Below are 18,099 nucleotides of genomic sequence, written 5' to 3' on the forward strand. Positions count from 1 at the left end.
GCCTCAGGCCTGGGGCAGCCCGCCGAGGAAGGCGTCGGTCACGTCCACGGCCACGCTGCTGGACTGACCGCTCTCGACGAGGACCGCGAACGCCAGGTCGCCCTGCGGCCCGGCCAGCTGGTAGCCCATGAACCAGCCGTGGGCGTCCGGCGGGGTGTTGCTGCCGTACTCGGCGGTGCCGGTCTTGCCGTACACCTCGCCGCGGTCGGCCAGCGCGCGCGCCGTCCCGGAGAGCACGACCTGGCGCATCATCGGCCGCAGCGCCTCCAGCACCGCGGCGTCCGGACCGGCCGGCGTCGGGCCGGCCGGCTCGGCGCCGACGACCTCGACCGGCACCGCCGGGGTGCCGCCGGCCACCCCCGCCGCGACGAGGGCCAGCTGCGCGGGGCTCATGAGCACCTGGCCCTGACCGATCGCGTTGGCCGCCTTCGTCGTCCCGGTGCTGTCGGCCGGCACGTCCCCGGCGAACACGTCGACCGGCAGTTGCCAGTCCGTGCCGACGCCGTAGGAGGCGGCGGCCGTGGCCAGGGCGTCGTCGGGCAGCTGCAGCCCCTGCTGCATGAAGGTCGTGTTGCAGGACTGCGCGAAGGCCTCGGTAAACGGCACGGTGCCCAGGTCGAACTGGTCGGCGTTCTCGAACTCGCGGCCCTCGACGACGAAGGTGCCCGGGCAGGCGACCGGCGTCTGCGGGGTGAGCGTGCCGGTGGCCAGCAGCGCGGTGGCGCTGATCGTCTTCATACTCGAGCCCGGCGGGTACTGGCCGGTGAACGCGTTGCCCGCCGCGGCCGCCTCGTTGGAGGACACCGCCACGATCTCCCCCGTGCCGGGCCGGACGACGACCAGGTGGGTCGGCAGCTGCTGGGTGGCGACGGCGGCGTCGGCGGCGGTCTGCACCGCACGCACCAGCGGCGTCCGCACCGGCTCGCCGGGCACCGGCTCGACCGCGTCGACCTGCCGGCTGGTGTCGCCGGTGCTCTCGGCGGCGCTGACCACGGTGACGGTGAAACCGGGGGTGCCGGTGAGCTGCGCCTGGAGGGCGCGCTGCAGCCCGGAGAGGCCGAGCTCGTCGCCGGCGGCGTAGACCGGCGCGCCGTCCTCGGCGGTCTCCTCGAGCACCTCGGCGGTCGCCGGGCCGACCCGGCCGAGCAGCGCGGAGGCGAACCGGGGGCTGGGCGCGAGCAGCCGGGTGTCGGTCGGGAAGACCGCGCCGGGCAGGTCGAAGACCTGCCCGCGGATGGCCTCGAAGTCCGGACGGCGCAGCGTGATGACCGGGACGAACTGGCCGGCCGGCGCGGCCTGGACGTCGGCGACGATCTCCTCGGCGGCGATCCCGGTGGCCGCCGACAGCCCGGCGGCCAGCGCAGGCAGGTCGGTGACCTGGCCCGGGTCGACGCCGACGTTGACGACCTCGGTGGGCGCGAACAGCGGCTGACCGGCCGCGTCGGTGACGGCGGCGCGCTCGGGCAGTCGCCGCTCGAGCAGCAGCCGCTGGCCCTCCCCCAGCTCCGGGTGGACGAGGGCGGGCTCGGCGACGACGTCCCAGCCCTCGTCGGCCTCCTGCAGGCGCAGGGTGCCCGGGTAGCTCCAGTCGGGCGCGGCCGCGAGGTCCCAGGTGGCGGTCCAGCCGACGGTGGCCGTGCCGTCCTCGATGGACACCTGGCCGAGTTCGGGGCTCAGCGTGGCCTCGGGCAGGTCGGAGGCGGTCTGCTCCAGCAGCGTGGTCGCCGCGGCGGGGTCGGTGGTCGCGCCGGCGGCGGCCGCGGTGTCCCCGGCCGCCCAGTCGGCGAGGAAGGCCTCCGCTGCGGACCGGACGTCGTCCTCGGCGTTCCCCGAGCAGGCCGCCAGCACCGGCACGGCGAGCAGTGTCAACGTGGATCCCAGGACCGTCCCCCGGCGTGTGCGCACGGGGACCAGTGCTACCAGACGCCGGGCCCGGGACCTCGGTGCCGAGCCGTGGCCCCCGATCCCCGACGATCATGGACCTGCGGTGGCGCACGCGGTCGGCCCCCGGCGCGCTGGCCTCCCTGCAAGGGCCTGCTGCGAGCCTGCGAGCGGTGGGGAGCAGGAGGGTCCTCCCTCAGAAGAGGACGCTGGCGAACCGCCCGACCTCGCGGAACCCGACCCGCGCGTAGGCCGCGCGGGCGGGGCCGTTGAAGTCGTTGACGTAGAGACTGACCACCGGCGCGATCGCGGTGCGGGCGTACTCGACGACCGCCGCCATGCCCGCGGTGCCGATGCCGCGGCCGCGGTGGGCGGGGGCGACCCACACGCCCTGCACCTGGCAGACGCTGCGGGACACCGCGCCGATCTCGGCCTTGAACAGCACCTCGCCGCGCTCGATCCACGCCAGCGACTGCCCCGCGCGGACCAGGTCGGCCACCCGGGCGCGGTAGCCGGCGCCGCCGTCGACCCGCAGCGGGCTGACCCCGACCTCCTCGGTGAACATCGCCACCGCCGCCGGCAGCAGGACGCTGATCTCGGCCGGGCGCACCGGGCGCACCCGGGGCTCGGGGGCGATCGCCGGCGGCCCCTCGATGGCCAACAGCGGCTGCCGGGGCCGGTGGTCGCGGGCCGGGCCCCAGGAAGGCGCCAGCAGCTCCCACAGCGGGTCCACGGACGCGGCCGGGCCGACGATGGTCGAGCAGCGCCGGCCCGCGCGGCGGGCGCGGTCGGCGAAGGCCGTCGCCGCCGCCCGCTCCGCGCCGGGCAGGGCGAAGGGGATCAGGTTCGCCCCGGCCAGGCAGACCGCGTCCAGCGAGCGCCCGCTGCCCAGCCCCCACAGCGGTGCGCCGAGGGCCGCGGCGGCGGTGCCGGCGGCCTCCACCCGCCCCGCGATGACGCACGCGGCCACCGGGTCGCTGGCGAACAGGGCGCGGACGGCGGGCTCGTCGGTCTCGTCGAGGACCCGGGCCGCCGGGGCGGCGGGGTGGGTGGAGGACACCGGCGTGCGCAGCACCGGGACGGTCAGGCGACGGTGACGACGGGCGAGCCGGGCGACGTCCCGTCGGCGGCGGTCATGCCGTCAGCCAGGCGCATGGCCTCCTCGATCAGCGTCTCGACGATCTGCGACTCGGGGACGGTCTTGACGACCTCGCCCTTGACGAAGATCTGGCCCTTGCCGTTGCCCGAGGCCACGCCCAGGTCGGCCTCGCGGGCCTCGCCCGGGCCGTTGACGACGCAGCCCATGACGGCCACCCGCAGCGGCACCTCCAGGCCGTCGAGGCCGGCGGTGACCTCGTCGGCGAGCTTGTAGACGTCGACCTGCGCACGTCCGCACGACGGGCAGCTGACGATCTCCAGGCCGCGCTGGCGCAGGTTCAGCGACTCGAGGATCTGGGTTCCGACCTTGACCTCCTCGGCCGGCGGGGCCGAGAGGGAGACGCGGATGGTGTCGCCGATGCCCTGGGAGAGCAGCGCGCCGAAGGCGACGGCGGACTTGATGGTGCCCTGGAACGCGGGGCCGGCCTCGGTGACGCCGAGGTGCAGGGGGTAGTCGCACTGCGCGGCCAGCAGCTCGTAGGCGCGCACCATGACCACCGGGTTGTTGTGCTTGACCGAAATCTTGATGTCGCGGAAGTCGTGCTCCTCGAACAGCGAGCACTCCCACAGCGCGGACTCGACCAGCGCCTCCGGGGTGGCCTTGCCGTACTTGGCCAGCAACCGCTTGTCGAGCGACCCGGCGTTGACGCCGATCCGGATCGGAATGCCGGCACCCTTGGCCGCCCGGGCGATCTCGCCGACCTTGTCGTCGAACTTCTTGATGTTGCCGGGGTTGACGCGGACGGCGGCGCAGCCGGCGTCGATCGCGGCGAACACGTACCGCGGCTGAAAGTGGATGTCGGCGATGACCGGGATCTGCGACTTCCTCGCGATGATCGGCAGCGCCTCGGCATCGTCGGTGTCCGGGACGGCGACCCGAACGATCTGGCAGCCCGAGGCGGTGAGCTCGGCGATCTGCTGCAGCGTGGCGTTGATGTCGGCGGTCTTGGTCGTCGTCATCGACTGCACGCTGACCGGGTGGTCGCTGCCGACGCCGACGTCGCCCACCATGAGCTGGCGGGTCTTGCGACGGGGCGCGAGGACGGGCGGGGGTACCTCGGGCATGCCGAGACCGACGGGGATCGCCATGCCCCCAGTATCCCCCGGAGACGCGACGGTGCTGGTGGCGCAGGTGTGACGCCCGCATCGTCGGCGGCCCACGCCTCCTGGCTGGCCGACGACCCGGACGCCGCACGGCCGCACCTGGACGCACCGACCCCTCGTCGGCGGCTGACCCCGCCGTCCGCGCCCGGGCCCGGTCACCACGACCGGACCCGGACCCGGCTCACTGCAGGGTGATCGGGTTGACGATGTCGGCGATCAGCAGCAGGCCCGAGAGGACGACGAACAGGCCCGCCACGAGGTAGGCGACCGGCATCAGCCGGGCGATGTCGAACGGGCCGGGGTCGGGCCGGCCACGCAGCCGGGCGACGACCGCGCGCGCCTTCTCGTACAGCGCGCCGGCGACGTGCCCGCCGTCGAGCGGGTAGATCGGCAGCAGGTTGAACAGGAACAGCACCAGGTTGATGCTGGCCAGCAGCTGCAGGAACGTGCTGACCTTCTCCGTGCCGGTGAGCTCGGGGATGGCGAAGACCTCGCCGGAGATGCGGCCGACGCCCACGACGCCGATCGGCCCGTTGGGGTCGCGCTCCTCACCCAGGAACGCCGCGCGGAACAGCTGCGGGATGCGCTCGGGGATCTCGACCAGCCGCTCGACGGCGTTCGTCACGATCATCCCGAAGTAGCCGGGGATGGCCGCGGCGTCCTGCCGGGCCAGCTGGACGCTCGGCGAGATCCCGAGGTAGCCGGCGGTCGTCGTCCCCTCGGTGGGGTCGGTCGGGTCGGCGTAGACGGTGTTGGGGATCGGCGTGACGGTGAGCCGCTGCCGCGCGCCGTCCCGCTCGATGGTGACGTCCAGCGGCTGACCGGGGCTGGTGCGGATCGCCTCCTGCACCGCCGTCCAGCTGTCGTACGCGGTCGGGTCCAGCGGCCGGCCCCCGATGGCGACGATCGTGTCGCCGGAACGCAGCCCGGCGGCCGCGGCGGGGCTCTGCTGCGGCAGCGCGCAGCCTGCCGCCCCCGCCTCGCAGGTCTGCCCCTCGGGCGTGAGCGGCACCGAGCAGGCGTCGTCCTGCAGCGCGGTGACGGCACCCGCGGGCAGCACGCACGCGGGGACGTCGCGCACCGTCGTGGTCAGCACGCTGGTGCCGACGACGGTGAGCAGCACCGTGAAGAGCAGGACCGCGAGCACCAGGTTGTGGAAGGGGCCGGCGAACATCACGATGACCCGCTGCCACCAGGGCTTGGCGTAGAACACCCGGCCCTCGTCGCCGGGGCGGACGTCGTCGAGCGCGGCGCCGCGCACCTCGGCGATGAACGAGCGCATGCGGGTGGCCCGCGTGCTCTCGTTCTCCTCGGCCGGCGGGATCATCCCGACGATGCGGATGTAGCCGCCCAGCGGGACGGCCTTGATCCCGTACTCGGTCTCCCCCCGCGTGCGGGAGAACAGCGTCGGGCCGAAACCGACCATGAACTGCGGCACCCGCATGCCGAACTTCCGGGCCCAGAAGAAGTGCCCGTACTCGTGGAAGGCGATCGAGAACAGCAGACCGGCCGCGAAGGCGACGATCCCGAGGACGGTCAGCAGCAACCCGCTCAGCTCAGCCTCCGGCGATCACACGTCCGGCGTGCTGCCGGGCCCACCCCTCCGCCGCCAGGACGTCCTCGACGCAGGTGGGGGCGCCGAGGTCCGGCGCGTCGTCGAGGGTACGCGCGACGAGGTCGACGATGCCCCGGAACGGCAGCCGACCCGCCAGGAACGCCGCCACCGCCTCCTCGTTGGCCGCGTTGTAGACCGCCGGGGCCACGCCCCCCGCCTCGCCGGCGGAGCGGGCCAGCGCGACGGCCGGGAACGCCTCGTCGTCCAGCGGCGCGAACTCCCAGGTGCTCGCCGCCGACCAGTCCAGGGCCGGCTGGACGTGCGGCAGCCGGTCGGGCCAGGCCAGGGCCAGCGCGATCGGCAGCCGCATGTCCGGCGGGCTGGCCTGGGCGATGGTGGCGCCGTCGGCGAAGGTCACCATCGAGTGCACGATCGACTGCGGGTGCACCACGACGTCGACGTCGGCGAGGGGGACGTCGAAGAGCAGGTGCGCCTCGATGAGCTCCAGGCCCTTGTTGACCAGAGTCGCGGAGTTGATCGTCACCACCGGGCCCATCGCCCACGTCGGGTGCGCCAGCGCCTGCTCGACGGTGACGTCGGCCAGCTCGGCGGCGGTGCGGCCGCGGAACGGCCCGCCGCTGGCGGTGAGCACCAGCCGGGCCACCTCGCTCATGTGCCCGCCGCGCAGGCACTGCGCCAGCGCCGAGTGCTCGGAGTCGACCGGCACCAGCTGGCCGGGCGCGGCCGCCGCGGTGACCAGCTCACCGCCGGCCACGAGCGACTCCTTGTTGGCCAGCGCAACGGTGCGGCCGGCCTGCAGCGCCGCCAGCGTGGGCCGCAGTCCGATCGAGCCGGTGATGCCGTTGAGGACGACGTCGGCGGGGCGGGCGGCGAGCTCCTCGGCCGCCCGCGGGCCGGCGAGGATCTCCGGCAGCGCGTACTCCCCCCGGGACCAGCCGCGCTGGGAGGCCGCGGCGTAGAAGGCCAGCTGGAGGTCCTGCGCGGCGGTCGCCTTCGCCACCGCGACGGTGCGGACGCCGAGGGACAGCGCCTGCTCGGCGAGCCGGGCGACGTCCCCGCCGCCGGCGGCCAGGCCGGTGATCCGCAGCCGGTCCGGGTTCTGCCGGGCCACCGCGATGGCCTGCCGGCCGATCGACCCGGTGGAGCCCAGCACCGTCACCTCGCGCACGCCGTCCACGGCGCGCATCCTCCCCGACGCTCCGCCGGGTCGACGCGCCGTCCTCCCTCGGCGGGTGCCGCGTCAGGCGGGCTGGCAGGATGGCCGTGTGAGCGAGCAGACCCACCGTCAGCGGATCTCCGTGGACCACCCCGGGACGGGGCGGGTCAACCAGCCCGGGCGCGAGGAGGGCGTCGTCCGGGCCGACGCCCACCCCGTGGAGCACGAGCGCCCCGAGGAGTGGGGCTGGCACGGCGAGACCGGTCGGTGGGGCCGCATCGGCGGGGTCATCGTGACGCTGTTCATGCTCTCCTACCTCATCGGCAACCACGAGGGCCGCGTCGAGGACCTGTGGGTCGTCGGCATCGCCGCACTGATGGTGCTGATCCTGGTGTTGGACTGGCGCCGTCGTCGGAACGCCTGGCGCGCCAAGTAGCGCGACCGCACGAAGAGGCCCGTCCCCTGCCGGGGGCGGGCCTCTCGTCGTTCGTGGGGAGGGGGCGGGACCCACCGGAGCCGGATGTCAGGTGTCGCCTTCGCAACCCCGGCTCCCGGGGTTCCTCTCGTGCACGCGTGCCAGGTGTGACGGCTGGGCCTGCTGAGGCGGCGTTCGTCGAATCTGGCCGACGATGCGTCCGATCTTGGTGACTGTCAGCTACAGCTCGGACGGTCGCCAGTCGATAGACAGTGCGAGAGAGGTCCGGAGCACCCGGACTCCTGATCGAGCGGAGAGCCGACGATGTCCCGCACCACAGCCCGCGCCGCAGCCGTGACCGGCCTGACCGCCACCACCGCGGCGGCGGGTCTGCTGCTCGCCCCGGCCGCGTTCGCCGCCGCCCCCAGCGCTCCCGTCGTCGCCCCGGGCACCGTGGCCGCAGAGCAGACCTTCACCGTCTCCGGCGCGGACTGCGTCTCGGAGAACTACGCCGACGAGACGACGAGGAACGTGGTCGCCGTCGCCGTCGGGGACGCGGAGGCCGAGGAGCCCCTCTTCGCCGACGTGACCGAGCCGGGCGAGGACGGCAAGTGGTCGATCGAGCTGGCCTTCGAGCCCGGCGACCCCGCGGGCGAGTACGTCGTCGCCGCGGCCTGTCTCCTCTACAACGGTGGGCTCGTCAGCGAGTACCCCCTCGGCTCCGTGGTCCTCACCGCTCCCGCGGCCACGCCGTCCACCCCGACCGAGACCGCGGCCCCCACCACCAGCGCACCGGAGACCAAGCCGACGGGGGCGATCCGCGGCTCGCAGGCCAACACCTCGGGTGTCACCAGCCCGGACGGCGGCTCCGCCACCGGTGACAGCACGCCGCTGGGCCGCAAGGTCGTCAAGGTCCTCACCGGCTTCAAGCCGCACGAGGTCGTCACGGTGACCCTGCACTCGACCCCGCAGACCCTCGGCACCTTCACCGCCGACGCCAACGGCACCGTGACGGTCCAGTTCACCGTCCCGGCCGGCACCCCGACCGGTGAGCACACCCTGGTCTACGAGGGCAACATGGGCACCTACTTCCAGGAGTCCCTCACCGTGACCGCGGCCGCGGCCACCTCGAACGCCTCGTCGTCGAACCTGGCCTACACCGGCGCCGACGTCGCCCTCCCGCTGGGCCTGGGTGTGGGTGCCCTGGCGCTGGGTGGCGGCCTGGTGTTCGCCGCCCGCCGCCGGTCCGCGGAGGGCTCGCAGGCCTGAGCGTGACCGAACCGCACGACCCCGACGCCGGCCAGGGCTGCCCTGGCCGGCGTCGGCCGTTCCCGGGACGGCAGGGGTGGACGCGGGTCGCCCTCGCCGTCCTCGTCCTGCTGCTGGTCACGGCCGGTGCGGACGTCGCGCTGCTCGCCGGGCGCGTCGACGAGGTGGCCGTGGACCTCGCGGCCGACGACTCCGACGGCCGGACCTGGGTGCTGGTCGGCCTGGACTCGCGGGACCGCCTGCCCGCCGGTGCCGATCCCGCCGACTTCGGCACCCCCGACGACGTCCCCGGCACCCGGGCCGACGTGGTGCTCGTGGTCCACCAGACCGATGCCGGGACCAGGGTCCTGTCGGTGCCACGGGACCTGCTGGTCCTGCAGGACGGGCGGCCCACCCGGCTGACCCTCACGTGGCGGGACGGTCCCCGGGCGACGGTCGACGCCCTCTGCTCCATCGGCATCGACGCCGACCACCTGGTCGCGGTCGACTTCGCGGGGTTCGCCGAGGTCGTCGACGCAGCCGGCGGGCTCACGGTGGACGTGCCGGTCCCGGTACGCGACCCGGGCGCCGGGTTGGACCTGCCGCAGGCCGGCGTCCAGCACGTCGACGGGCGCACCGCGCTGGCCCTGGTCCGCTCCCGGCACCCGCAGCACCTCGTCGACGGGGTGTGGACGCCGGTGCCGATGGACCCGGAGGGACGGGCGTCGGCCGCGGGCACGGTGCTCAGGGCCCTGGTGGACGCCGTCCGCGGATCGGTCGTCCGGCCCTGGCGGTCGCAGAGCGTGGGATGGGCGACCACCGGGGCACTCACCGTCGACGCGGGGACCTCCGTGGCCGATCTGGCCGCGCTCGCCGGCGCAGACCTGTCGACGGTCGAGGTGGTGCCGAGCGACCTGAGGGACAGCGCCGTGCCGGTGGCGCTGCCCACCGCTGGGACGCGCGCCGCGATCGAGGAGGCTGGGCTCTCCTGCGACGGCTGACGGGCGTCAGGAGACGCCGACGCCGATCGCCAGCCCGATCGCGTAGGTGACCCCGGCCGCGACCGCGCCGAAGAGCAGCTGGCGCCCTGCCGCGTACCACCAGGGCCGCGGCGTGAAGCGCGACGACAGGGCGCCCGCCGCCGCCAGACCGAGTCCGCCGCACAGCAGCGCCGCCCACAGCAGCGAGAAGCCGAGCAGGTAGGGCAGCAGCGGGATCACCGCGCCGGTGGCGAAGGTGAGGAACGAGGAGACCGCCGCCGTCCGCGGCGAGGGCTGGTCGGCCGGGTTGAGCCCCAGCTCGGCGACCACGTGCAGCCGCAGGGCGGTGTCGGGGTCGCGGTGCAGCTGGACGGCGACCTGCTGGGCGAGGTCGGCGTCCACGCCGCGGCCCCGCAGCATCTGCACCAGCTCGGCGAGCTCCCCGCCCGGGTTGCGCTCGAGCTCCCGGCGCTCCTTCTCCACCTCGAGGTCGAGCTGCTCGTTCTGCGTCCGCACCGAGGTGTACTCCCCCAGCGCCATCGAGATGGCACCGGCGACCAGGCTGGCCACCCCGGAGAGCACGATCGCGCGGGCGGAGGCCCCACCGCCGCCGACGCCGGCGACGAGCGCGGTGTTGGTCACCAGCCCGTCCATGGCGCCGAAGACCGCGGCCCGGAGCCAGCCGCCGGAGACGTCGGCGTGGGTGTGCTCGTGCGCCTCGGCTGCCGGGGGCCCCGAGCTCACTGGTCCGCCTCGGCGCCCATCTCCACCGGCGGCTCGAGGGACGGCTGCGGCAGCGCCACGGCCGGGACGCCCAGGAGGACCCCGTCCTCCCGGTCGGCCGCGGCCAGCTGCCCGCAGGCGCCGTCGATGTCCTGCCCGCGGGTGTCGCGGACCGTCGTCGGCACGCCGTGCGCGCGCAGCCGGGCGACGAACTCGCGCTGGGCGGGCAGCGGGCTGGCGTCCCACTTGCTTCCCGGCGTCGGGTTGAGCGGGATGAGGTTGACGTGTGCGCGCCGGTCGGCGAGCAGCCGGCCGAGCAGGTCGGCCCGCTCGGGCTGGTCGTTCACGTCACGGATCAGTGCGTACTCCACCGAGTAACGGCGGCCGGTGCGCTCGGCGTAGGCATCCGCGGCGGCCACCACCTCGCCGACCTTCCAGCGCGTGTTGATCGGCACCAGGGTGTCGCGCAGCTCGTCGTCGGGCGCGTGCAGGCTGACCGCGAGGGTGACGTGCAGCCCCTCCTCGGTGAGCCGCCGGATCGCCGGGACGACGCCGACCGTGGAGACGGTCACCGAGCGCTGGGACAGGCCCAGCCCGTGCGGCGCCGGGGTCACCAGCGCGTCGAGGGTCTTGCGGACCCGCGCGTAGTTGGCCAGCGGCTCGCCCATGCCCATGAAGACGACGTTGGACAGCCGCCCGGGCCCGCCGGGGACCTCGCCATTCGCCATCGCCGCGGCGGCCGCGACCGCCTGGCCGATGATCTCCGCGGCGGAGAGGTTGCGGGTCAGCCCGTTCTGGCCGGTTGCGCAGAAGGGGCAGGCCATGCCGCAGCCGGCCTGGCTGGAGATGCAGACGGTGGCGCGGTCCGGGTAGCGCATCAGCACGCTCTCGACCAGCGCGCCGTCGTGCAGCCGCCACAGCGTCTTGCGGGTGCGGCCGCCATCAGCGCTGAGCGTCCGCACCGGCGTCAGCAGCCCGGGCAGCAGCGCGCCGGTGAGCTCCTCGCGCACCGCGGCCGGCAGGTCGGTCATCTGCGCCGGGTCGGTGACGCCCCGGTAGAAGTGCCGGGTGAGCTGGTCGGCCCGGAAGGCGGGCTGACCCAGCTCGGTGACCGCGGCGCGGGCCTCCTCACGGGTGAGGTCGGCCAGGTGGCGCGGCGGCTTGCCCCGGCGGGGGGCGTCGAAGACCAGGGGGAGGGCAGTCATGGCGCCCTCCATGGTCCCACCCCGCACCGGCGCGTGTGCCGCTCCGCGGGTGAGGTCGCTCGCTCAGGGCACCTGCCCCTCGAGGTCCGGAGCGGGCGCCTCCGGTGTCGCGGGGGTCGGCACGTCCGGTCCGTCGCCGTCCGTCGGGTCCGGCTGGGGGACGTCGATGGGCGTGGGCCCCGGGTCGTCGGTGGGGTCCTCGACTCGGTCCTCGTCGAGGTCCTCGTCCAGCTCCTCCCCGGTCTCCTCGTCCGGGTCCTCCCCGGTCTCCTCCACTGGCGGGGACTCGGGCGTGGGCGGCGGCTCGTCGATCGGGTCCGCGTCCTCATCAGCCTCGGTGGGCACCGTGAGGTCGGTGGGTCCGTCCGTCCGAGCCGGCACCGGCGACTCGACCGGCTCCGGCAGGACGACCACGGGCAGCGACGCGTCGGGGTCCCGGACGGTCGCCGGCGAGGCGGCCGGCGGTACGGCGGCGGGGAGCGGCACCGGAGCTGGGGGCTGGAAGGTCTTCCGCGGCGTGGAGGCCTCCTGCACCGAGGTGGTCGGCACCGCGGTGCTCGTCGTCGGCGCGGCCGAGACGGCGTCCGCGATGCCGGGCGGCCGGGTCGCGGGCGCACCCGCGGTGGGTGCGGCGACCGCACCCGGCGAGGACTGCACGTCCGCGGTCGGGACCGGGCCGGAGGTCGACCGGGCCAGCAGGGCCGCGCCCGCGATGCCACCGGCGGTGAGCAGGGCGACCACCACGGCGGTCGCCGCGCGGCGCCGGGGCCGCACGCGCGCGGCGACGACGACCCGCGGGCGCACGGTCTCGACCACGACGGGTTCCGGCTCCTCGACCGGCTGCGGCTCCTCGACCGGCTGCGGCTCCGCGACCGGCTGCGGCTCCGCGACCGGCTGCGGCTCCGCGACCGGCTGTGGCTCCTCGACGGGGAGCGGCTCCGCGACGGCCTGCCCGGGCGCGTCGCCCTCCCGACCGCCGTCCTCCCGGTCCCCGCCCTCGGGGACGTCCGCCGGCGCCTCCCCGGCGTCCGCCTCGGGTCCGGTCAACCACCCGGGCAGCCAGGCCTGCTCCCAGTCGTCGTCCGGTGGCACGGGGCCCTCCTCCGCCGACGCCCGGTCGACTGGCGACCCGTTAGCAGCCGGTGCGGTGCCGGCCGGCCCGGGGTCGAGCTGTTCCTCGTCGTCCTGCCGTGCCGCCATCACACCTCCAGCCACTCATCGTCATGGCGCTCTTACGCAACGGAGTGGAGTCATGGTGCCGGACGGGTCCGGCCGGTCCCCGCAGGCGCGACCGGCGACCGGCGCGAGGCTGCCCACACGGGCCGGCACGCGGTCCTGCTGCCGGCGCGGTCCCCGAACGGAGCGGACGCGCGGCCAGCTAGCGTCGGCCGGGTGACCCAGGCGGAGACGGACCCCATCCCGCTGGACACCGTCGGGGTGGGCCCGTGGGACGGCCCGTGGCCCGAGGACCCCCGCTACGACCCCGAGCTGCTGGCCGCCGGCGACCGGCGCAACGTCGTCGACCGCTACCGCTACTGGACCGTCGAGGCGATCGTCGCCGACCTCGACACCCGCCGGCACCCCTTCCACGTCGCCATCGAGAACTGGCGGCACGACCTCAACATCGGCACTGTCGTGCGCACCGCCAACGCCTTCCTGGCCGCCGAGGTGCACATCGTCGGACGGCGGCGCTGGAACCGCCGGGGTGCGATGGTCACCGACCGCTACCAGCACGTGCGCCACCACCCCGATGTCGCAGCGCTGGTGACGTGGGCGCGGTCCGACGGGCTGCCGCTGCTCGCCGTCGACAACCTGCCCGGCGCCCGCCCGCTGGAGACCGAGCCGCTCCCCCGCGCCTGCGTGCTGCTGTTCGGCCAGGAGGGCACCGGCCTGTCGGCGGAGGCGCGCGACGCCGCCGACGGCGTCCTGTCGATCGCCCAGTTCGGCTCGACCCGGTCGGTCAACGCCGGGGTCGCGGCGGGCATCGCGATGCACGCCTGGGTCCGGCAGCACGCGGACCTGGACCGGCCGTGACCACGGACGACGACCTGACCGCCGCCCGGTCCGGGGACGAGGAGGCCTTCGGCCGCCTGGTCACCCGGCACCGCCGTGAGCTGGTCGCGCACTGCTACCGCATGCTCGGCTCCCCGCAGGACGCCGAGGACGCCCTCCAGGAGACGCTGCTCGCCGCCTGGCGCGGCCTGCCCGGCTTCGAGGGACGCAGCTCCCTGCGCACGTGGCTGTACCGGGTGGCGACGTCGGTCTGCCTGCGCCAGGCGCGCCGCCGCCCCCGGCTGCTGTCCCCGGACGCCGGACCGCCCCGCAGCGACGTCGCGGACCTGGGCGAGCCCGTACCCGGACCGGTCTGGCTGGAGCCGCTCCCCGGGGACCTGGTCGACGACGAGGACCCGGCCACGGCCTACCTGCGCCGGGAGAGCGTGGAGCTGGCCTTCGTGGCCGCCCTGCAGCACCTGCCGGCCACCCAGCGCGCGGTGCTGCTCCTGCGCGAGGTGCTCGGGTACAGCGCGACCGAGGCCGCGGCGCTGCTGGCCACCACGCCGGCGTCGGTGAACAGCGCACTGCAGCGGGCCCGGGCAGCGGTGGCCGGGCAGACGTCGCGGTCCAGCCAGCAGGCCGAACTGGCACGGCTCGGGGACGCCGGCAGGGCCGCGCTGGTCGACCGGTTCGTCGGCGCGTGGGAGCGGGCCGACGTCCCTGCCCTGCTGGACCTGCTCACCGAGGACGTCCGCTTCACCATGCCGCCGCTGCCGGCCTGGTTCGCCGGCCGGACCGACGTCGGCCGTTTCCTCACCGACCGGGTGTTCGCGACGCCCTGGCGGCTCAGGCCGGCGCCGGTCAACGCCTCGATCGGCCTGCTGTGCGAGCAGTACGCCGACGGCGGGTGGCACCCGGGGTCGGTGACCGTCCTGGGTCTGCGCGACGGGCGGGTGGACTGGATCGCCGGGTTCGTCGACCCCGCGCTGCACCGGCTCTTCGGAACGGGATCCGCAGGCGACCGATGAGTGCGGCGCCCGGGGTGTCTCTGTACGGACGACCGAGGACCACGACCCGAGGAGATCCCGTGCGCACCGTCGTCGTCAGCACCATCGTGTCCCTGGACGGGTTCGTCGCCGGCCCCGGCGGCGACATCTCACGCCTTCCCATGGACGGCTCGTTCGACGCCCTCAACCTCGAGCGGCTGCGCGCCGCCGGCACCCTGCTGCTGGGCGCCACCACCTACCGCGGGATGGTGGCGTACTGGCCGGCCGTCGCCGAGGACCCGACGGTGTCCCCGGCGGTGCAGCTCGACCCGTCGGTCGCCGAGCTGCACCGCGAGACGGCGCGGCGCAACGCCGAGCTGCCCAAGGTGGTCGTCTCCGACTCCCTGACCCCGGCCGACACCGGCCCCTGGGCGCAGACCACCACGATCGTCCGGCGGGCCGAAGCACACGCGGCCGTGGCCGCGCTGCAGGAGGAGGCCGGCGGGGACGTCCTGGTGTTCGGCAGCCGGACGCTGTGGGGCGACCTGCTCCCCGCCGGCCTGGTCGACGAGCTGTTCCTCCTGGTGGGCCCCGCCCTGTTGGGCGCGGGGCTGCGCGCGTTCCCGGACGGCGTCCCGGCGCACCTCCGGCTGCGCGACACGTCCCGGCGCCCCGGCTCGGACAGCGTCCTGCTGCACTACACCGTCGACCGCGCCCGGCCGAGCTGACAGCCGGTGCCACGTGGGCCAGGCTCCGGGCATGAGCCGTCTCGCCGAGGTCGACCTGTCCGTGCGGCTGTCGAAGAAGGAGGCCAAGCACCAGCTGGCGCAGGCCCAGGAGCGGCTGGTGCACCTGCGCCTGCTGCTCGGCGGGCAGATCGGCTCCGGTGAGCTGGGACCGCCGCTGTGCGTGCTGTTCGAGGGCTGGGACGCCTCGGGCAAGGGCGGGGCCATCAAGCGGCTGGTCGAGCAGCTCGACCCCCGGCACGTGCGGGTCGCCCAGTTCGCGGCCCCCACCTTCGACGAGAAGCGGCACCACTTCCTGTGGCGGTTCTGGCCGGTGCTGCCCGGCTGGGGCGGCATGGCCGTGCTCGACCGCACCTGGTACGGCCGGGTGTTGGTCGAGCGGGTGGAGGGCTTCGCCACCGAGGAGCAGTGGCAGCGGGCCTACCGCGAGATCGTCGACCTAGAGACGACGCTGGCGGCCGAGGGCACGGTGCTGGTGAAGTTCTGGATGCACGTCTCCCCCGAGGAGCAGCTGCGCCGCTTCCAGTCCCGCCGCGACGACCCCTACCGCGCGTGGAAGCTCACCGACGAGGACTGGCGCAACCGCGACCAGCGCCCGGCCTACGAGGACGCCGTCGAGGAGATGCTCGAGCGCACCGACACCCCCGCCGGCCGGTGGCACGTCGTGGCCGCCGACGACAAGCGGTCGGCGCGGGTGGCCGTGGTGCGCACCGTGTGCGAGGCGGTCGAGTCGGCGCTCCAGGCCCGCGGCATCGACCCCGACCCGCCTCTGCCCGAAGCCGCCGCATGACGGTCCTGGTCCACCTGGTGGAGCCCGCGGCCTGGCGCGCGGCGCTCGACACCGGGGCGCTGCGCCCGCCGTCCCTGGCCGACCAGGGGTTCGTGCACCTGTCCGCCCCCGGGCAGGTCCACCTCCCGGCCGAGCGGCTGTTCCCCGGACGGCGGGACCTGGTGCTGCTCGTCATCGACCCCGCACGGCTCCCCGGCCCGGTGCGCTGGGCCCCCGGCGTGCCCGGCGACCCACCCGGCATGCGCTTCCCGCACCTGCACGGCCCGCTACCGACGAGCGCCGTCGTCGCCGTGGTCCCCCACCGGCCGCCCGCCGAGCCGGTGCTCCCCCGGCCGGACGACCCGCTGGGTCGGGCACTGACACTGCACCGGTCGCTGCGGGTGCGGCGCGCCGCCGAGCTGCGCGACGTCCCCGGCGGCGTGGCCGTCCTGGACCCGGGCTTCCGGTACTCGCGCGACGACAACCGCCTGGTGCTCCACGAACCGGTGGACGCCGGCACCGTCGCGGCGACCGCGGCCGCGCTCGCCGCCGACGCGGGCTGGCCGCACGTCGCCGCGTCGCTGACCTGGGCCGGTGCGGACGACGTCGCCGCCGAGCTGGCCGGGCGCGGGTGGCAGGCCGAGGAGCTGCTGGTGATGGCCCGCCCGGCCGCGCCTCCGATCCCCGGGCGACGCGCCGAGGCGGTCGACCAGCGGGAGGTGCACGACCTGTGGGAGCGCTCCTGGCGGCGTGACCTTCCGCCGTCCGAGGCCGACCTGGACGAGGTGGTGGCGCAGCTGGTCGGCCGCGAGCACCGCAACGACCGGGTGGTCGCGGTCACCGACCTCGCCGTCCGGGAGGACGGCCGGGTGGTGTCGGCGGGTCAGCTGCGCGTCGACGGCGCGACCGCCGCGTTCGAGTCGCTGACCACCGACCCGGCGGCGCGGGGACGCGGGCACGGGGACGCCGTCCTGGCCGCCGCGCTGGACCGCGCCGCGGGCGCCGGTTGCGACCTCGTGGTGCTGGAGGCCGACGCCGCCGACTGGCCGAGGCACTGGTACGCCCGGCGCGGCTTCGTCCCGGTGGGCTCCACCTGGGAGGTCTCGACTCAGGCGGGTGCCACGACCGAGAGCAGCAGGTAGGCCACCGCGGCCGAGGGCAGCAACGAGTCCAGCCGGTCCATGATCCCGCCGTGGCCGGGGAGCAGGTTGCCCATGTCCTTGATGCCGAGGTCGCGCTTGATGAGCGACTCGCCGAGGTCGCCGGCGGTCGCGCTGACGGCGAGGGCGACGCCGAAGAGCACCCCGCCCCACCACGGCCCGCCGAGGGCGAGGGTCACGATCGGGGTCGCGACCAGCACGCAGCCGAGGACGGAGCCGGCCATCCCCTCCCACGACTTCTTGGGGCTGACCGAGGGCGCCATGGGGTGCTTGCCGAAGAGCACCCCGGCGGCGAAGCCACCGACGTCGTTGCCGACGACGGTCGCGATGAAGGCGAGGACCCGGGCCGCGCCGTCGTCGGGCACCAGCAGCAGCACGCAGAAGCCCGCCAGCAACGGCACGTACAGCGCCACCAGGACGCCGGCCGAGGCGTCCCGCAGGTAGCCGTCGGGACCGTCGCCCAGCCGCCACAGCAGGACGGCGAGCACGGTGAGCAGGAACGCCACCACGAGCCCGGAGGCACCGCGGGTCCAGGCCAGGGCCAGCATCGCGACGGTGCCGGCGAGGACGGGCACCAGCGGGGCGCGGACTCCCCCGGCCTGCAGCGCCCGGGTGAGCTCGACGACGCCGACGAGGATGGCCACGAGCAGGACCAGCAGGAACGCCGGCCGGTAGACCAGCAGCGAGGACAGGATGACCGCGCCGAGGCCGGCACCGACCCCGATCGCGGCCACCATGTCCCGTCCGGCCCGCCCGGGCTTCTTCGTGGGCCCCTGCACCAGGTCCGGGCCCACGGACTCCGTCGTCGACGTGGGGACCTCGAGCTGGCTCGTCCCCGGCTCCGGCGGGGACGGCTCTGCGGGAGCCGGCTCCTGCACCGGCAGCGGCGCGGTCCGCAGCTCGGTCCGCGTCCGCGGCCTGGCCTGCGGAGGCGGTGCCGGGCGCCGGCCGACCAGCGGGATCGGCCCGGTGTCGGGGTCGGGGTCGGGGGTCATGT

The 18,099-nt window shown here is 75.4% G+C and carries 17 protein-coding genes; 8 read left to right on the forward strand and 9 right to left on the reverse strand.

The genetic code is table 11. The annotated features are described in order from the left end of the window. Positions 1-3: 3 nt before the first annotated feature. The 5 genes from GOBS_RS19365 to dxr all read right to left on the reverse strand — a co-directional run bounded on the left by GOBS_RS19365 (position 4) and on the right by dxr (position 6,896). Positions 4-1,869: a penicillin-binding transpeptidase domain-containing protein gene (locus tag GOBS_RS19365; RefSeq protein ID WP_243697547.1), complete on the reverse strand. Its 1,866-nt coding sequence runs from the start codon at positions 1,867-1,869 to the stop codon at positions 4-6. A gap of 208 nt (positions 1,870-2,077) precedes the next feature. Continuing rightward, positions 2,078-2,956 carry a GNAT family N-acetyltransferase gene (locus GOBS_RS19370; protein ID WP_012949964.1) on the reverse strand — a complete coding sequence of 293 codons (879 nt, stop codon included), beginning with the start codon at positions 2,954-2,956 and terminating at the stop codon, positions 2,078-2,080. 8 nt (positions 2,957-2,964) lie between these two features. Further along, complete coding sequence (gene ispG, locus GOBS_RS19375; protein WP_012949965.1) at positions 2,965-4,128, reverse strand: flavodoxin-dependent (E)-4-hydroxy-3-methylbut-2-enyl-diphosphate synthase; 1,164 nt, start codon at positions 4,126-4,128, stop codon at positions 2,965-2,967. Between the two features lie 196 nt (positions 4,129-4,324). Next, complete coding sequence (locus tag GOBS_RS19380; RefSeq protein ID WP_012949966.1) at positions 4,325-5,689, reverse strand: M50 family metallopeptidase; 1,365 nt, start codon at positions 5,687-5,689, stop codon at positions 4,325-4,327. Between the two features lie 10 nt (positions 5,690-5,699). After that, the gene (gene dxr, locus GOBS_RS19385; RefSeq protein ID WP_012949967.1) at positions 5,700-6,896 is read right to left on the reverse strand and encodes a 1-deoxy-D-xylulose-5-phosphate reductoisomerase; all 1,197 of its coding nucleotides are present in this window, start codon (positions 6,894-6,896) and stop codon (positions 5,700-5,702) included. 88 nt (positions 6,897-6,984) lie between these two features. On the opposite strand from dxr, the gene GOBS_RS19390 reads away from it, so the two are divergent. From GOBS_RS19390 to GOBS_RS19400, 3 genes are all read left to right on the forward strand, one after another. Continuing rightward, on the forward strand, positions 6,985-7,311 hold the full coding sequence (locus tag GOBS_RS19390) for a DUF2631 domain-containing protein (protein ID WP_012949968.1): 327 nt from the start codon (positions 6,985-6,987) through the stop codon (positions 7,309-7,311). Positions 7,312-7,614: 303 nt separating this feature from the next. Beyond that, entirely contained in the window at positions 7,615-8,559 is a 945-nt protein-coding gene (locus GOBS_RS26890; RefSeq protein ID WP_012949969.1) for a hypothetical protein, read from the forward strand. Positions 8,560-8,561: 2 nt separating this feature from the next. After that, on the forward strand, positions 8,562-9,539 hold the full coding sequence (locus GOBS_RS19400; protein WP_012949970.1) for an LCP family protein: 978 nt from the start codon (positions 8,562-8,564) through the stop codon (positions 9,537-9,539). Between the two features lie 6 nt (positions 9,540-9,545). On the opposite strand, the gene GOBS_RS19405 is transcribed toward GOBS_RS19400, so the two are convergent. The 3 genes from GOBS_RS19405 to GOBS_RS19415 all read right to left on the reverse strand — a co-directional run bounded on the left by GOBS_RS19405 (position 9,546) and on the right by GOBS_RS19415 (position 12,538). Next, entirely contained in the window at positions 9,546-10,262 is a 717-nt protein-coding gene (locus GOBS_RS19405; RefSeq protein WP_012949971.1) for a VIT1/CCC1 transporter family protein, read from the reverse strand. After that, positions 10,259-11,446, reverse strand: coding sequence for a dual-specificity RNA methyltransferase RlmN (gene rlmN / locus GOBS_RS19410; RefSeq protein WP_012949972.1), 1,188 nt, complete (start codon positions 11,444-11,446; stop codon positions 10,259-10,261). Before rlmN ends, GOBS_RS19405 begins: the two co-directional genes overlap by 4 nt. Positions 11,447-11,509: 63 nt before the next feature. Beyond that, on the reverse strand, positions 11,510-12,538 hold the full coding sequence (locus GOBS_RS19415) for a hypothetical protein (protein WP_166487466.1): 1,029 nt from the start codon (positions 12,536-12,538) through the stop codon (positions 11,510-11,512). A gap of 300 nt (positions 12,539-12,838) precedes the next feature. On the opposite strand from GOBS_RS19415, the gene GOBS_RS19420 reads away from it, so the two are divergent. The 5 genes from GOBS_RS19420 to GOBS_RS25730 are packed head-to-tail and all read left to right on the forward strand — an operon-like array spanning position 12,839 to position 17,084. Then, a complete protein-coding gene (locus GOBS_RS19420; RefSeq protein WP_012949974.1) occupies positions 12,839-13,480 on the forward strand; it encodes a TrmH family RNA methyltransferase in 642 nt (213 codons plus the stop codon). Further along, a complete protein-coding gene (locus tag GOBS_RS19425; protein WP_012949975.1) occupies positions 13,477-14,469 on the forward strand; it encodes an RNA polymerase subunit sigma-70 in 993 nt (330 codons plus the stop codon). The genes GOBS_RS19420 and GOBS_RS19425 overlap by 4 nt, the downstream gene beginning before the upstream one ends. A 59-nt stretch (positions 14,470-14,528) precedes the next feature. After that, positions 14,529-15,155 (forward strand): dihydrofolate reductase family protein, encoded by a 627-nt coding sequence (locus GOBS_RS19430; protein ID WP_012949976.1) that lies wholly within the window; start codon positions 14,529-14,531, stop codon positions 15,153-15,155. Between the two features lie 31 nt (positions 15,156-15,186). Next, the gene (locus GOBS_RS19435; RefSeq protein WP_012949977.1) at positions 15,187-15,963 is read left to right on the forward strand and encodes a polyphosphate kinase 2 family protein; all 777 of its coding nucleotides are present in this window, start codon (positions 15,187-15,189) and stop codon (positions 15,961-15,963) included. Further along, the gene (locus GOBS_RS25730; RefSeq protein ID WP_012949978.1) at positions 15,960-17,084 is read left to right on the forward strand and encodes a DUF952 domain-containing protein; all 1,125 of its coding nucleotides are present in this window, start codon (positions 15,960-15,962) and stop codon (positions 17,082-17,084) included. Before GOBS_RS19435 ends, GOBS_RS25730 begins: the two co-directional genes overlap by 4 nt. Here the strand turns inward: GOBS_RS25730 and GOBS_RS19445 are convergent. Beyond that, entirely contained in the window at positions 17,051-18,097 is a 1,047-nt protein-coding gene (locus tag GOBS_RS19445) for a phosphatidate cytidylyltransferase (RefSeq protein ID WP_012949979.1), read from the reverse strand. The genes GOBS_RS25730 and GOBS_RS19445 overlap by 34 nt on opposite strands. Positions 18,098-18,099 lie beyond the last annotated feature (2 nt).

This window comes from Geodermatophilus obscurus DSM 43160 (assembly GCF_000025345.1).
Lineage (GTDB): Bacteria > Actinomycetota > Actinomycetes > Mycobacteriales > Geodermatophilaceae > Geodermatophilus > Geodermatophilus obscurus.